Consider the following 14,900-nt stretch of genomic DNA (forward strand, 5'->3'; position numbering starts at 1 on the left):
GACCCCATCATGCGGCGGCCTAACGTCGACCGCGAAGAGAAGCGAGTGACCCGCGGGGCGACATGGTCCGGAAAATTATCAGCAGGAGCTTGACCTCAACGACCCCAATCAGAGAAGCCTGCTAGAGATGCTTGCTGAGCCGGTCGAGCTTCTCGATGTGCGTCGGTCCAAAGGTAAGCGGATAGCGTTCGAACTTTTCCAGCATGTTCTCTCCGGCGATGCGTGAATGAGCCGAGACTAGCTATGCACATCAGCTTAAGGGGCGTGTTTGGTCTGAGGTCAGCTGCGCTGTCGACGTCTTAGAAGAGCTTCGTCACTATTCCAGCGCCTCATTCGCCTTCTCGACACGCAACGGCCACGCCGGCGTCCCTACCAATGCCTGTCGCTCCGAAAACTGCGTCGTGGGGATTGGAACGACGGAATGCGATCGCCGTCGACCGCACCAAGCTTAGCATTCCCCGTTGATCCGAAGTGGCGGGAATCTGACTTTGATCTCGCATCGCGCCTCAGTGGAGCAGCGATAGCCGCCCATCGGAAAGACCGGAGGCACATCGGAAGATTTATTCCTCACCATCTCATCATCGTCAGGCGGCTGATATTCCAACTGCGTCGCAACTCCGAAATGTTCAGCCCTTTGGCCAGATCTGCTAGTGCCGCCAGACCGCCAGATCAGAAAGAGCACGCTTGCGAAATAGACTATTTGGAGGAGCAGCGAACAAGCCAGCGTTGTGACGACTACTGTGCGGATGGAATGAGAAGCAAAGTAAACAGCCAAAGCGTTGCTGCACAGGACGACCCAAAAAGCGCGAAAAAAGATTCTGAAGGGCAACGCCGTTCTCCTGGTTTTCTCGCCACATCATGCAGCGACCTTGTCGGCCGCAACATGTGTCTGGCAGTTCTTCGGGCAGACGCGGGCGCAGGCTCCGCAGCCGACGCAGCGGCCGGCATGATCGACGACCATGATCATTCGATTGAGCTCGCCATCGAAGTCGTCGTCTTCGCCGTTGCAGGGCCCGAGGATTTCGCCCGCGTCATCGACGCCGTAAAGGTGCATGACCTCGCGCGAGCAAACCTTAAAGCAGCGTCCGCAGCCGATGCAGGTCGTGCCATCGATAGCGGTGAGATATTGCGGCATCCATTTGGAGCCGTCGCGGGTGACGAACGCGCTCATCATCGCGCATTCTCCGTTGCAGCGAGATCTCTCTTGGCAGCGTCCCACTCGGCAAAGACGGCGAACGTTCTCTCGGCAATCACCTTAATCTCGGTCCAGTTGACCGGGAGGTCTTCGGCAAGGTCGTGCAATTCCATCTGCGCGGTTCCCGCACGCGACTGCAGCTTGCGGACCTTCTTCTGCAGCTCTTCAAGGTTTGACATTAATCCTCCCTCGAAAACGGATTCCATTACACCAGCGCGACGTCGGGACTGACTTCGGTGTCTGGGGTCGCATCGTCGACCAGTTTCGTACCGGCCTCCGCGAGTTGTCGGAATGTCTCGAAGCCGAACCGGTGGATGTCTGGACAGAACGGCCCAACGCCTGGCATCGAAAAGCCCGCGCCCAGAGGCCTCACGGGTTTGGCCTCCACATTTGGCGATGTCACCAGGCGCAAACGCTCCGCGATCGCAAGCCCGACGGCGCTGTAAAACATGTCGAGCCTCCACAGCGCGTGGGGATCGGCATAGCTCATGCCAGGGATCGCGCGGCGCCTTTTTCTGGTGACGATGAAGCCGGCCAGCAGCGCTGCGTCCGATTTGCCTTCCCATAAGCAGTAGGACTCCTCAGCACGTATCAACCGGGCGAGGCATTTGACGAACGGGGTGGCAAGGGCCGCCTCGTCCTCGTTGATAGCAGCGCAGATCGCGGCTTCGGGCAATTTCATATCCTCCCCATTTCAGGCCTCTTCCTCGAATTTCCTTTGTCGGCAACGCCTAGTTCGGGCACATATGCGTGGCCGATGCCCGTCTCGGAGCGGGCAATTCCAAGCAATTGATGTCGCGGTGACGGCCTTGGACGCGTCTTCGACCGCGAGGCCTTCCACCACGGCGAGAATTCACGTCCAACATCACTTGCGCCATCACTTTGCGCCGCGACGCGGCCGCAGGTCATCGCAAATTTCGAGCTTTGAACTGCCGCAAACGATCCACCCGGTGCTGCATAGGGCCTACTTGCTGCAACCACGCCAGGGAAATGGACGAATTGGCCAGTAAACATTCAGATTGGCGCCTCTTTTTATGTATTTTTTCCGGCCGATCGCGCTTTGGTGTCGGGGGGAAATGTTTTGCGAAGCCGCGAAAAGAGCGCTGTAACGGCCCTCCCAGCCTTGTAGCTGGCTAGGGCCTGCAGCAAATCCGGTAGAAGGTGCTGTTTCAGGGCGTCCGGAATAAGCTCCGGACCTTCAAGCGACTGCAGTGCCAACCTGAGCAACTCGATCGCGCGATCCTTATTGCCGCTGTCGTAATAGTACCTAGCGACCGCCGGATAGGACCGGAACTTAGGGCCGTCGCCTTGCGGGGGATTGAGCGCCAGGATGTGTTCGGACAGCTTTTTGCCCATCGCGAAGCGCTCAGCAGATGGAAAGTGCGAATGGTCGTGCGCCGGACCGAAGATCTGGCCTAGCGCTGCAAGAATCCAGTTCTCGGAGTTTCTGTCGATTGCGTCGCGAACCAATTGGCGCATGACGGGCATGCCTTTTTGCATGTCGTGCATTCTGTGAAGTAACAGATGCACATGAGCCAGGCGAAAATTGATAGCGTCCGGCATCAAGGCGATGCCCTCTTCGATCGCCGAGAGCGCCATCGTCCAATCCTCTACCTTTATCGCCGCCCAGAATCTGTCATTGATCGGCTTCTTCAAGGCCTGTTCGCGCGCTACTGCGCCGCTTCTGACGATCCGCGCCGTGTCGGCGGCCTTCGCTTCATCGCTGGCGCGCCAGCTGCCGTTCAGCACCTTCGGCAAAACCTCGTCGAGGTGCCTCGGATGACCGATAAAGGCGATGTGACCGTCCCGGTCGACTACGAACGAGGTCGGAATTCCGACCGAAAAGCTGGGCTCCCTCCAAAGCTTGTTCATTTCGCCTGTAGGGTCGAACGCGATCCGATAGTTCAGATCCGGGCACTTTTCGGCCAACCACGCGCCCAACTTGGCTCGGGCCTCAACGGGCGAGAGATCGTCTTCATCGGCCGCGACTCCGACGACCTCAAGTCCGGCGTCCTTGTATTTCTCCTGCAGTTGCACCAGTTGGAGTGCCGCCGCCGCACATGGTCCGCACCAAGTCGCCCAAAACTCGACGACGTACACTTTGCCGGGCTGGAAACTCGCAAGCGGCTCGCCACGCAGCCAGGTCTCGACCTTGATCGGGGGAGCCTGTGACTCTATCTGCAATGCCATGTTGCTCTCCAGGCTATCGCCAAAGCTTGCGCGACTTTACGCGCGAGCTTGTTTCCCTCTAAGCGAGGGGCACACGGGGGGGGGAGAGCGAGCATCACTCGTCTCGCGCGTCTGCGCGCCTTGAGCGTTTACTCAGTCTTGCCGCATCCAGTGTTGCCGAATCTCTACTAGCAAAGGCTGTGCCAATGCGCTCAGCTCCAGTAACGGGTGATTTCGTTTGAAACCCAGCATGCGACGAAGACAGCCGGTTGTATTGAACCCGACATGTTTGCCGCCGTTGTCAGGTTTCTGACATGCATCACGCGCGGCGCGCCGCCAGCAGAGCTTTGGCCACGGACCACTCAACATGTATGCCGGCCAAGGGCCGAGCAGATGGACGTATCATGACTGCGTCGGCTATCGCCGGGTTCGTCACCATCGCCCGCTTCGCACCCATTGGGGTGAGCTGTGTGCCGTTGCGATACCTCAGGCGGTAGCGGAACTCGGCATTTGCAAAATAGCAAAGGGCCGCTCCATGCGCGTGCCGCTGTGCCCCCTCGCCCGCCTTGCGATTGAATTTCCCGGCTGGTGACATGGGCGTCCTCCATGACGACGCTGGTCCCGCTGCGGCCCGCCACTACCGCCATCGCCAATGCCGCCATTGTCAAATTGACTATGACGATCGTGGCCGGACTGGCCAGGAGTGCTGCTTGTGTTACCCAGTCTGCTTCCGGCGCCCGGGCGCTACAGCGCCCCCCGGGGTGCGAATGCGAACGTTGTCGGATTTGATCAGCCCAAGACCGTTCGGGCGCCACGTGGATCGGGCCGGACCGACTGAATACACTGAAGATGCGGTGTCCTCGCCCCTCTACCATCTCAGCCAATGACATAATGATTGATGCCATCGCTTGCCGCCCAATCCGGCAAGGGCCCGGCCGTCCAGACTCGAGGGTCTTGGCCGCGGTATTATGATTGCGTTGTTCAGCCCCAAGCCAGTAGTAAGTGCGATCCGTGATTTCGCCCGGGGGCCGATACGGGTCCGAACGGCGTGCCGCGTCGAAAGGATTCTCGTTTTTCGACCTGACGCCGACCTGCGAAGCCTTGAGTTTGACTGCATTGAGAAGCCGAGTACGTCGGCGCAGCCGTTGAGTTCCGCTCACGGATCATCTAGGGCGAGCAGAAGCCGTCCTAGGGCACGCTGGAGACGTCCGGGATGTCTCGGGCCGAGGCGCCTGTAAATTGTCTCGAGGCGCTCCGCGAAAACGTTGCGTTTGCCGAGACTTTGGCCGACTTGGCATCAGGATAGGCGACCGAGGGAAGCAGAGCTTCGAACAGCATCGGTGCGTCTTCGGAACCGTCACCGCGCCAAAAACAGCGGCAATACCGGCTTCTCAAAGATCCATTTGGTCACACCACCGAAGAGCCGCTCGCGCAGCCGCCGGCTGTCATAAGCGCCCATGACAATCATGTCGGCAGACGTGTCGATTGCGTGCTGCGCGAGCACCGTTGCCGCCGGCTTGCCGGCGCTCGGCAGCCGGTCGACCGACACCCGAGCACCATGCCGGGTGAGATAGGCAGCGACGTCGGCTCCCGGCTCGGTGCGGTTTCCGGTGCAGGTCACCTCCGGATCGACTAATGTGACGCGAACTTCCTCGGCACCTGATAGCAAATCCAGCGCTTCCCGAACCGCACGAGACGCCTCGACGCGCGAATCCCAGCCGACTAGCACGCGCCGCGGCGACAGAGTCGCTTCGGCACCCTTCGGTACGACGAGCACCGGCTTTCCGGTATCGAACAAGCTGCCGTTGATAACAAGAGGTCCTAGAATGATGTCGTTGAGAAGTGCGGGGCCGACGATGGTCAGGTCACTGCACAGCGTCCGCTGTCGCACCGTGTCGCCGACGCTGGCTTGGTCGCAGTATTCGGTATCGACGTCATAGCAAATCCACAGCTCTCTCAGCAGCCTTTGAATATCCCTTGATGTCTTTTCCAGAATGGCCATGTCGTGTGAAAATTTCTCGATTTGCCTATACCGCTTTTCCAGTCTGGCGATGGCCGCTGCGCGTCGTTTTGGCCACTCGGGGATGGAACCGCCTAGCGGCGGAGGCGCCATGATAAGTACCGAAAGGTTCGCGCCGACCTCGGCACACAAGCCGGCAGCTATTGAGACGTCCTGATCGGAGTGTTCAGCTCCGGTGACACTCAGTACGCTTTTGAAGGCCATGTGATCTGCTTCTTTTTGAGTATGTTGTACCTGCAGGCGTTTCGACGCCGCAAGACTTGGCCTCGCGAGGGAGATGGGAAATGGCAAACCGGCTCGCCATTCAGCCATCCGGCTTCTCGAGCGAGTAGCCGGCCGATCTGACGGTACGAATGACGCTGCCGGGCGAGGCCGCCTTCAGCGCCTTTCTGATCCGGCTGATATGGACGTCGACGGTGCGTGCACCGATATGGATATTGTCCGGCCAGGCCGCGTCGATCAGCTCGTCTCGGCTGAAGACTTTGCCGGGAGCTTCAAGCAAATGGCGCAGCAGGTTGAACTCGAGTGGTCCGAGATGGATGTCATGGCCATTACCGCGAACTCGGTAGGCATCGAGCTTCATCTCAAGGCTGCCGCAGCAGAGCCAGCTGCCGTTTTCGGTCCCGTTTGAACCCGACTTGGGCAGCGCCAGCTTCGTCCGCAGACAGTCAAGCAGCGTGGCCGGCGCGATCGGCCTCACAAAGCTCTCGTCAATACCTGCCTTCAAGAGTCCGAGGTGCTGGTTCTCGGCGCCTGGGGCGATCAGGGCAATCACGGGAAGGTCGCCGGTTCGGGGCTCTCTCTTGAGCCTGGCGCAGATTGTGGAGGCCGTCGCGTTTGCCGGCCCGCAATCCAGCACGACCGCCTGGAGCTCTCGTTCATCGGCCGCTGCAAGTGCTTCCTTCACGCCGCCTGCCGGCTCACTCGTGAAGCCGTCCACCCCCAGAATGTGGCTCAGGAACAGATACAACTCCGCATCTTGCGAACAGATCAAGACCAGTGGGTTCATAGGCGCTACCCCAAGAAGCAAATCGGTATCGACCGCCTCGGTTGGGTGGGCTGGTATGTCCTCAACGCCCGGCATGATCCCCTTGCTCGAAAATCGCTTCCATCACGCCCGCGCCACCTCGGGATAGACTTCAATGGCCGCGATCGCATCGCCGGCCAGTTTCGTACCCGCCGCCGCGAGTTTCCAGAACGTCTCGAAACCGAACCGGTGGACGTCGCGCAGGGTCTTCGACAGAACGACCAACCGCCCGGCCGTGAAGAGCACGCGCCCGAAGCCCTCATGGCTCATCTCCATCATCGGCGATGCCATCAGGCCGGAGCGCTCTTCGATGGCGAGCCCGACGGCGGTGTAAAACATGTCGAGCCTCCACAGCACGTCAGGATCGGGATCGCCGATAATCGGGATCGCACGGCGCTGTTCCTTTGTGATGATGAAGTCGCCCAGTAGCTCGGCGTCCGATTTGCTTTCCCATGTTCCGTAGGAATCCTGGGCACGGATGAGCCGCACGAGGCATTTGACGAACGGGGTGGCAAGGGCCGCCTCGTCCTCGGCGACATCAGGGCTGACCACGGCGTCAAGCATTTCGCCTACTCCTCATTTGAAGTCCTCGTCTTCGAAGCACGGTTTCTTTTCGGCAACGCCGGCCTGGCCCAGCACCTTGCGCAGCCAGGGGGGAGGAGCCTTCCTGAGCATCGTCTGCGTGCGCAACAGCACCTCTTGGATGGTTTGGGGCTGCGGCACTTTGATCGGATGGATTTTCGCCGAGATAACCTTGGCTGCCGAAGGTCCCCCAATAGCCAGGCAAAACAGGAGATGACAGCCCTTCAGCGCCTCCACCTTCGGAGTGATGCGATCGTCGCCCTCGCTGCGATGCGTCCCGCTCTCATCGGAAACGTCGTCGAAGGCCACGGCTTCCACAAGTTGCCATTCCTCGCGCGTCACGTCGTAGACTGCAAAGCGCTTGGCCGACCCGAAATGAGCGTTGAGGTTCTTCATGTCTTGCGTGGCGATGGCCACGCGCAAAGCGCCGGCTTGCCGCAGCGGCATAGATGCATGAACCTCGTCAGTGACGAGCGAGAGGCGACGAACGGAGCTCATCTGGCATTTCTCGGTGGGGGAATGGATCAAGCGCCTCAGGCGTCGGCGCATGCCGGTTGGCCTGGAAGATGTTGGCAACCTCGAAGACCAAGTCGCGGGTCCCCTGATAGAGGATTGTGAGCTTGTGCTGGCTGCCGAGCCGGTCGAAGATGGGGAAGCCGATCCGCATGAGCGGAACGCCAAGGCGCTGCGCCGCCTGGCGGCCGTGGGAATGAGTAACGAGAAGATCAGCGCCGGCGCCAAGAACTTCCAAATCGCTGAGATCGCCGATTTGAACCGACTCCGCCGGTATTTTCTCCAGAATTTTCGACATATCGGTCGTGGTGACCGCCGCCGCGATTTCGGAGCCCATGCCGATGAAGAAGGTCGCGAGTTGATACAATTGGTCCGGTTCAGCAGCGATCGCAATTTTCTTGCCTCCGAAATGGAAATGTCCGTCGAGCAACGCGTCCTGCAACTGCGCCCGGCGACGGCGCACCCTGGCCGGCACCGCTGCGCCCGAAATCGTAGACAGCAGCGAGACGAACCGGTCTGCCCTCTTCAATCCAGTCAGCGACTGGAACAGCACGTAAGGCACGCCGGTCAACCTGTGCAACATCTCCGCCGGCTGTCTCGTATGCTCGCCTATCGCGATGCAGTGCCCAGCCGAGCCAAGCTCGCGGATGTCCTCGATGCTTGTGCCGCCATAGGTGGTCGGGATCCAGCGGTCTGGCACCTTTCCGTCGAGCGAGCCGGAGATGTCCGGCACAATCACCGGCTCGAGCCCGAAGCTTTCAACCATCTCACGCAAATGCTCTATGTCGGCCACCGTGAGGTTCCAACCGGGCAGGATCACGATCTTCTTCGGCTGCCGCGCCCGCTGGCCGGGCCGTGTGATCCTTTCGAGCATCGCGGTGACAGCCTTGGCCCATCCTTCCTCGATCGCTCCGTCGAAATCCGGCGTATTGGCGAGCACGACCTCAGTACCCGCAAGTTCTTCCGCGCGCTTCAGCCTGATATCGGCCATATCGCCTGCGAAGTCTTCGCCACGTGTCTCCACCAGCGCCGTCGTGCAGACCCCAATCAGCTTTGGCATTGTGCGGGTCTTGAGGTTGATGATCGCCTGTTCCAGATGATCGGCGCCGCAAAGGATTGTCGCCACTTCGTCCATCGCCGTTGTTTGCAAGGGGATGGCTTCCTTGAAATGCCGCACGAGCAGCACCAGCGCGAAGCTGGTGCAGCCCTGGCTACCGTGGAAAAGCGGGATTGCGCCATCGACCCCAAGAAAGGCCAGGGCTGCACCCAGCGGCTGCGACGACTTCAGCGGATTGACCGCCGCGGCTTTGGTCTGGGGAAGGATGCGGACCATTGGCTTTCCTCAACACTCGCCGAAATCGTCGGCCGTCGTGCCGGCGCATTTCTTGAAGGCGTGGACAGTCGCGGTCTTGCTCTTCGAACTCGGCGATCCGTCCTCTAGGGCGGTCTGGCAATCCCACGGCGGCGGCTCCCGCACCTGGCGCCAGACCGGGTTGTGGATGGCGAGGTCGATCTGGCGTACGAGTTCCACCATGCCGTCATAACCGGCATAGGGCTGGTGACGCTCCTGGTTGATATCGAGCCAGGGAGTTGTCGCCTTCAGTGCAATGAATTGCGTGCGCCCGCCCGACAACATGATGTCGGCCTTGCGTTGCGAGAGCATGGCATAAAGGTCCCGCGGCGCCATAGACTCGAACATGTGGTTCTCGTCCTTGAGGATCTTCTTGATGCGCTCCTTGTCTTCGAGCGTTGATTTCTTGACCGAGGTGCCGACGATCTCGATGCCGATCTCCATCAGTGCGTGGACGACCGACCAGGACTTCACACCGCCGGTGTTGAGAAGCACGCGCTTGCCTTCGAGCCTCGGCCGGTAGGCCGCGAGCTTCTTCCAGGCAATCGCCTCCTCTTCAGCAATCAATGCCTCAGTGCGGCCGAGGATCTCCGGATCGGCACCCTTCTTCACGAGCAGTCGAGATATCTGCCGGAGCGCCTCAGAAGTGTCGGTGATGCCGTAGAAGGAGCCCTCGAAAAACGGGATCTCCCAGCGCTGCTCCATCTCGCGGGCGAGTTTGATGAGTGCGGTCGAGCACACCATCATAGTCGCCCGGGCGCGGTGCGCTGAGGCAACGTCGAGGTAGCGAGCGTCGCCCGGAATTGAGGCGCGCACCCGGATGCCGAGCCGATCAAGGAGCGGCTTCACCAGCCAAAATTCGCCCGAGAGGTTGAATTCGCCAAGGATATTGATGTCGTAAGGGCCGGCATCGTCGGGCTCGACCGTGCCGATTACATGGTCGAGCAACGCCTCGCCGGCAAGCTTGTTGCCGAGATTCTTGGAACCGACGAAGCCCGGCGCATTGACCGGCACCACCGGCAGGCCGAACTTTTCAGCCGCGCGTTTGCATACGGCCTCGATGTCGTCGCCGATCAGCGCCGTCACACAGGTCGAATAGACGAAGATTGCTGGCGGCGCGTAGGCTTCCTTGATCTCGCGGATCGCTTTGAAAAGCTTCCGCTCGCCCTGCCCCATCACCGCGTCGAGTTCGGTGAGGTCGGTCGTGAAGCTTGTGCGCCATAGGGTTGGCCCGGATGAAGCCGCGCCGCGGTTGTCCCACGAATTGCCCTCGCAGGCGAGCGGTGCATGGATCAGATGGGCAACATCGGTGATCGGCTGCAGCACGATTTTTGCGCCATCGAAGGCACAGCCGCCGGCTGCCGCCCCGGGGATCAGCGGCATGGTGCAGCCCTTTTTGCGCGCCTTGGCATCCTTGCCGCGGTTCTTCTCGCAGCCAGGCTCATTGAAGACATCCTGGATTTTGGCATTGAGCGAGGACATCGTGCCGGTCTCCAAAGTCCATTGAGAAGACGACCAGCCTCACCGAAAAGCCGGCCGCCCTAAAGCGCGTCGTGATCTTTCAGATTCGCTCCGTGCGCTTCAGGTTTTTGATTAGGCATGTCTTCGCCCCGAAACCGGTTCCACTTTCGGGAGACATGTTTTAGCGGGTGAGGTCATAAGAGTAGTCCGTCACCCCCGTCTTACTTGTCTCGCGATCGAGCTTGTCGAAGATCTTGTCGAGGATTGTCGTCAGTACGCGCAACCCGCCTTGGTAGCCCATGAGCGCAAAGCGATGGTGATGGTGCCGGTCGAAGATCGGAAACATCAGCCGGATCAGCGGCGTGCCGGTGTCGCGCTCCAGATACTTGCCATAGGAATTGCCGATTAAGAGGTCCACGGGCTCGGTGAAGAGCAGCGACCGCATCGCCCACAGGTCCTTGCCCGCCCAGATTTGAGCATCCTTGCCGAAGGCCGATGATGAAAGCAGCTCCTTCATCTCGGCTTCCCACGCCGCCGTGCCGTTGGTGGCGAGGCAATGCGTCGGCTCGCCGCCTGTCTCCATGATGAAGCGGGCCATGGCGTGGACAAAGTCCGGATCGCCGTAGATTGCGTATTTCTTGCCGTGCAGCCAGGATTGGCTATCCGCCATGGCGTCAACAAGTCGGCCGCGCTCCAGGCGGATTGCCTCGGGGATTTCCTTGCCGGAAATAGCGGAGACCTCCATCAGGAATTCGTCGGTCGCCTGAACGCCCAGCGGGTAATGGAACGAGGCCGTGGCCTGCCCGACCTCCTCGCAATATGACAGCGTTTTTCGGGTGTTGTGATGCTGTAACGAAAGTGTCGCCTCGGCGTTGAGTGCATTCCTCACGTCTTGGATCTTCGTGCCCCCGTCATACATGCGGTATTCGCCGTCCGACGGTGTGTCGAACTGGTCGGAGGCATCTTGGATGAAGGTATAGGACACACCCATCAGATCGAGCAGGCGTTTGAGTTCCCGGTTGTTGCCAACGCAAAAGCCGTCGAATCCCGGAATGATGTTGATGGTTCCTGAGGCTTCCGTCCGCTCCTCGCCTTTCCAGAAGTGCTCCAAAATGCCCTTGACCGTACCGTCATAGCCGTCGACATGGCTGCCGACGAAGGCCGGCGTGTGGGCGAAGGGCACGTCGAAGTCGCGCGGGACCGAGCCTTCTTCCTTGGCGTTCTCGATGAAGCTGTGCAGGTCGTCGCCGATGACCTCGGCCATACAGGTGGTCGATACGGCGATCATTTTCGGGTCATAGAGTTTATACGTGTTGGCGAGCCCGTCGATCATGTTCTTCAGGCCACCGAACACTGCTGCGTCCTCGGTCATCGAGGAGGAAACCGCCGATGCCGGCTCCTTGAAATGGCGCGACAGGTGCGAGCGGTAGTAAGCCACGCAGCCCTGGCTACCGTGGACGAAAGGCATAGTTCGCTCGAAGCCCGCGGCCGCGAACACCGCGCCGAGCGGCTGGCAGGCTTTGGCGGGGTTGATGACAAGTGCTTCGCGTGCGAGGCTTTTTTCGCGGTACTCCCACGTCTTGGTGAATTCGCGTTGATCGGCAACGGCCTGATCCGGGTGCGGACACTCGAAGTTCAGCTTCTTCTCGGCGAGCATCTGCGTGTATTCCGGCTCGCGGAAGAGGGGCGCATGGTCGAGAATTTTTCCGGCCGACTGCGGCATGGTGGTCACCTCTTTTTGCATCTGACCGCGCCATCCGGCGCGACAGGAACATCAAACGTTTCAGGTCTTCCGCGGATCGCGCGGCCGCGGGGGTTTATCGTCTCATTGGGGAGACCAGGCCAAGGCCAGGCGTTTATTCGGCAGCTATCGCCCGCCCACGGCTCGGAGTTCTTTTCCAAGGCGCCTCGAATAGGCCCCAGACCGGGTTGTTGATGGCAAGATCCACGTCACGGGCGAAAACGGCAAAGCCGTCATAGCCGTGATAGGGACCCGAATAATCCCAGGAGTGCATCTGGCGGAAAGGTATGCCCATCTTTTGCACCGGGTATTTTTCCTTGATGCCGGAGCCAACGAGATTAGGGCGAAGGCCCTCGATGAACTTCTCCAACTCGTAACCGGTCACGTCGTCATAGATCAGCGTGCCGTTCTTCACGTAGTGGGCGGTGCGTTGATAATCGTCGTTGTGGCCGAACTCGTAACCGGTGCCGACGATCACCATGCCGAGGTCCTCGTAGGCTGTGATGACGTGACGGGGGCGCAGGCCGCCGACATAGAGCATCACGGTATTGCCTTCGAGGCGCGGCCGGTATTTGGCGATGACCTCGTCGACCAATGGGCGGTATTTGGCGATGACTTTTTCGGTCTTCTCCTCGATTTCCGGCCCAAAATGCTTGGCAATCTTGCGCAAGGAGGCTTCGATCTGGGAGGGACCGAAGAAATTGTACTCCATCCAGGCGATGCCGTACTTTTCCTCCATGTGCCGGCAGATGTAGTTCATCGACCTGTAGCAATGGATGAGATTGAGCTTGGCCTTCGGCGCACGCTCTATCTCGGCGAGCGTAGCGTCGCCCGACCAGTTGCCCACCACGCGCAGGCCGATTTCCTCTAGCAGGATGCGCGAAGCCCAGGCGTCGCCGCCGATATTGTAGTCGCCGATCACATTGACGTCGTACGGGCCACCCTCGAAGTCGACGTGCTTCTTCTCGAAGACCCAGTCGCGGATCGAGTCGTTGGCGATGTGGTGGCCAAGTGATTGCGAGACACCGCGGAAGCCCTCGCAGCGCACCGGTACAATCGTCTTTTCCAGCTCCTTGGCCTTCTTGCGCGAAACCGCTTCGGTGTCGTCGCCAATGAGACCGATCGGGCATTCGGACTGCACGGTGATGCCGTTGTTCAGCGGAAACAGTTCCTCAATTTCGTCGATGATCTGTTCCAGCTTCTTGTCGCCGCCGAAAACAATGTCCTTCTCCTGGAAGTCGGAGGTGAACTGCATTGTCCCGAACGTGTCGATGCCCGTCATACCGACGTAGTAGTTGCGGCGCTGCGACCAGGAATATTGCCCGCAGCCGACCGGGCCGTGCGAGATATGGACCATGTCCTTGACTGGACCCCACACCACGCCTTTTGAGCCGGCATAGGCGCAGCCGCGAATCGTCATCACGCCGGGAATGGACTTGATATTCGATTTGACGTCGCATTCGGAAAGGACCTCCCCTTCCTCGCCGGCCTCGTCCCCGCTCTTTGCGACGCTGAGGTGCTTTTTGCGGCGCTTCGCCGTCTTGTCGGGATATTGCGAAAGCACCTCTTCGATAAGCTTCGCATGAATCGCACCGTCATTTTCGTATTCCAGGCTCATGGGACCCCTTTCAAGGTTCGCGTGGCGCCTTGCCGGCAAGGCGCCGTTGTTCCAAAGGCGCGTCAGGCCAAGGCTGCGCCTCATGTCGACAACGCTGGTTACAGTGCGGCCGCCTTCGCCACTTCCTTCGCCTGAAGCTCGGCAAGCATCTGCTCGTCGGTCTTCATGATGCCAAAGTCGAGCAGCATCTCCTCTAGCTCCTCCATGGTGATCGGGGTCGGGATGGTGCCCTGGCCCGAATTGGCATGGATCTTCTCGGCGAGCGCCCGGTATTCCCCTGCCTGCTTGGAGTCCGGCGCATACTGGATCACTGACATCTTTCTGAGCTCGGCGTGCTGGACGATGTTGTCGCGAGGCACGAAGTGGATGAGCTTGGAATTGAGCCTGGATGCCAGTGCCTCGGCGAGGTCGAGCTCGCGGTCGGTTTGGCGCTCGTTGCAGATCAGTCCGCCGAGCCGGACGCCGCCCGAATGGGCATATTTGAGGATGCCTTTGGCGATGTTGTTGGCGGCATAAAGCGCCATCATCTCGCCGGACATGACGATGTAGATTTCCTGGGCCTTGCCCTCGCGAATCGGCATGGCGAAGCCGCCGCACACCACGTCCCCGAGCACGTCGTACGAGACATAGTCGACATCATCATAGGCGCCGTTCTCCTCGAGGAAGTTGATCGAGGTGATGACGCCGCGGCCGGCGCAGCCGACACCCGGCTCGGGGCCGCCCGATTCCACGCACTTGATGCCTTTGTAGCCGATCTTGAGCACGTCCTCGAGTTCGAGGTCTTCCACCGAACCTTCCTTTGCCGCAAGGTGCAGGACGGTATCCTGCGCCTTTGAGTTCAGGATCAGGCGGGTGGAGTCGGCTTTGGGGTCGCAGCCGACGATGAGGATTCTCTGCCCTAGGTCGATAAGGGCGGCGAGCGTATTTTGGGAGGTGGTGGACTTGCCGATGCCGCCCTTGCCGTAAAAGGCGATCTGACGCAGACCTGACATGTAGCTTTCCTTCCTTCTTCCATTCATCGCGACTGTCCGCGACATGAATGCCGGTCGGCAGCTCTCGCCGCCTCGCACCGAAGGTCTCAAGACTCGTGCCAACTTGCCTGATCGGGTGGAAGAAAAATTTCGTGTTTGCTTTCAGCTGTTTAGCGCGAGGCAAAACAACAGATGGGCAATCAGCTCCTGCGTAGCGGACCCGACAAAGGCGACAGGACGCGTCGGATTCCG

At 60.0% G+C, this 14,900-nt stretch carries 14 protein-coding genes; all 14 read right to left on the minus strand.

Translation table 11 applies throughout. The annotated features are described in order from the left end of the window. Positions 1–448: 448 nt before the first annotated feature. Positions 449–829 (minus strand): exopolysaccharide production repressor protein, encoded by a 381-nt coding sequence (locus tag PU724_RS30225; RefSeq protein ID WP_426213735.1) that lies wholly within the window; start codon positions 827–829, stop codon positions 449–451. Positions 830–856: 27 nt separating this feature from the next. Beyond that, on the minus strand, positions 857–1,174 hold the full coding sequence (gene fdxB / locus PU724_RS30230) for a ferredoxin III, nif-specific (protein WP_354425383.1): 318 nt from the start codon (positions 1,172–1,174) through the stop codon (positions 857–859). Then, a complete protein-coding gene (locus PU724_RS30235; protein WP_354425381.1) occupies positions 1,171–1,374 on the minus strand; it encodes a CCE_0567 family metalloprotein in 204 nt (67 codons plus the stop codon). Before PU724_RS30235 ends, fdxB begins: the two co-directional genes overlap by 4 nt. Positions 1,375–1,400: 26 nt before the next feature. Continuing rightward, complete coding sequence (locus PU724_RS30240) at positions 1,401–1,871, minus strand: DUF269 domain-containing protein (RefSeq protein WP_426213736.1); 471 nt, start codon at positions 1,869–1,871, stop codon at positions 1,401–1,403. A gap of 356 nt (positions 1,872–2,227) precedes the next feature. Beyond that, the gene (locus tag PU724_RS30245; protein ID WP_354425378.1) at positions 2,228–3,385 is read right to left on the minus strand and encodes a TlpA disulfide reductase family protein; all 1,158 of its coding nucleotides are present in this window, start codon (positions 3,383–3,385) and stop codon (positions 2,228–2,230) included. Between the two features lie 1,336 nt (positions 3,386–4,721). After that, positions 4,722–5,588, minus strand: a complete 867-nt coding sequence (locus tag PU724_RS30250; RefSeq protein WP_354425392.1) for a universal stress protein — start codon at positions 5,586–5,588, stop codon at positions 4,722–4,724. A gap of 100 nt (positions 5,589–5,688) precedes the next feature. Then, positions 5,689–6,393, minus strand: a complete 705-nt coding sequence (locus tag PU724_RS30255) for a winged helix-turn-helix transcriptional regulator (protein WP_354425376.1) — start codon at positions 6,391–6,393, stop codon at positions 5,689–5,691. 102 nt (positions 6,394–6,495) lie between these two features. Then, on the minus strand, positions 6,496–6,975 hold the full coding sequence (locus tag PU724_RS30260; protein ID WP_354425374.1) for a NifX-associated nitrogen fixation protein: 480 nt from the start codon (positions 6,973–6,975) through the stop codon (positions 6,496–6,498). Positions 6,976–6,987: 12 nt separating this feature from the next. Then, positions 6,988–7,491, minus strand: coding sequence for a nitrogen fixation protein NifX (gene nifX / locus PU724_RS30265; protein WP_354425372.1), 504 nt, complete (start codon positions 7,489–7,491; stop codon positions 6,988–6,990). Next, positions 7,457–8,839, minus strand: a complete 1,383-nt coding sequence (nifN, locus tag PU724_RS30270) for a nitrogenase iron-molybdenum cofactor biosynthesis protein NifN (RefSeq protein WP_354425370.1) — start codon at positions 8,837–8,839, stop codon at positions 7,457–7,459. Before nifN ends, nifX begins: the two co-directional genes overlap by 35 nt. Before the next feature lie 9 nt (positions 8,840–8,848). After that, positions 8,849–10,339 (minus strand): nitrogenase iron-molybdenum cofactor biosynthesis protein NifE, encoded by a 1,491-nt coding sequence (gene nifE, locus PU724_RS30275; RefSeq protein WP_354425368.1) that lies wholly within the window; start codon positions 10,337–10,339, stop codon positions 8,849–8,851. Positions 10,340–10,499: 160 nt separating this feature from the next. Next, positions 10,500–12,041 (minus strand): nitrogenase molybdenum-iron protein subunit beta, encoded by a 1,542-nt coding sequence (gene nifK / locus PU724_RS30280; RefSeq protein WP_354425390.1) that lies wholly within the window; start codon positions 12,039–12,041, stop codon positions 10,500–10,502. 133 nt (positions 12,042–12,174) lie between these two features. Continuing rightward, entirely contained in the window at positions 12,175–13,677 is a 1,503-nt protein-coding gene (gene nifD / locus PU724_RS30285) for a nitrogenase molybdenum-iron protein alpha chain (protein ID WP_354425366.1), read from the minus strand. A gap of 98 nt (positions 13,678–13,775) precedes the next feature. Beyond that, positions 13,776–14,669, minus strand: coding sequence for a nitrogenase iron protein (gene nifH / locus PU724_RS30290; RefSeq protein ID WP_354425365.1), 894 nt, complete (start codon positions 14,667–14,669; stop codon positions 13,776–13,778). Positions 14,670–14,900 lie beyond the last annotated feature (231 nt).

The sequence above is a fragment of the Mesorhizobium abyssinicae genome, from assembly GCF_049887195.1.
In the GTDB taxonomy this organism is placed as follows: Bacteria; Pseudomonadota; Alphaproteobacteria; order Rhizobiales; family Rhizobiaceae; genus Mesorhizobium; species Mesorhizobium abyssinicae.

Bases quoted from the DNA above. Each gene is read 5' to 3' on its own strand.
- fdxB (WP_354425383.1), bottom strand. From the start codon at position 1,174: ATGATGAGCGCGTTCGTCACCCGCGACGGCTCCAAATGGATGCCGCAA.
- PU724_RS30235 (WP_354425381.1), bottom strand. From the start codon at position 1,374: ATGTCAAACCTTGAAGAGCTGCAGAAGAAGGTCCGCAAGCTGCAGTCG.
- PU724_RS30245 (WP_354425378.1), bottom strand. From the start codon at position 3,385: ATGGCATTGCAGATAGAGTCACAGGCTCCCCCGATCAAGGTCGAGACC.
- PU724_RS30250 (WP_354425392.1), bottom strand. From the start codon at position 5,588: ATGGCCTTCAAAAGCGTACTGAGTGTCACCGGAGCTGAACACTCCGAT.
- PU724_RS30255 (WP_354425376.1), bottom strand. From the start codon at position 6,393: ATGAACCCACTGGTCTTGATCTGTTCGCAAGATGCGGAGTTGTATCTG.
- PU724_RS30260 (WP_354425374.1), bottom strand. From the start codon at position 6,975: ATGCTTGACGCCGTGGTCAGCCCTGATGTCGCCGAGGACGAGGCGGCC.
- nifX (WP_354425372.1), bottom strand. From the start codon at position 7,491: ATGAGCTCCGTTCGTCGCCTCTCGCTCGTCACTGACGAGGTTCATGCA.
- nifN (WP_354425370.1), bottom strand. From the start codon at position 8,839: ATGGTCCGCATCCTTCCCCAGACCAAAGCCGCGGCGGTCAATCCGCTG.
- nifE (WP_354425368.1), bottom strand. From the start codon at position 10,339: ATGTCCTCGCTCAATGCCAAAATCCAGGATGTCTTCAATGAGCCTGGC.
- nifK (WP_354425390.1), bottom strand. From the start codon at position 12,041: ATGCCGCAGTCGGCCGGAAAAATTCTCGACCATGCGCCCCTCTTCCGC.
- nifD (WP_354425366.1), bottom strand. From the start codon at position 13,677: ATGAGCCTGGAATACGAAAATGACGGTGCGATTCATGCGAAGCTTATC.
- nifH (WP_354425365.1), bottom strand. From the start codon at position 14,669: ATGTCAGGTCTGCGTCAGATCGCCTTTTACGGCAAGGGCGGCATCGGC.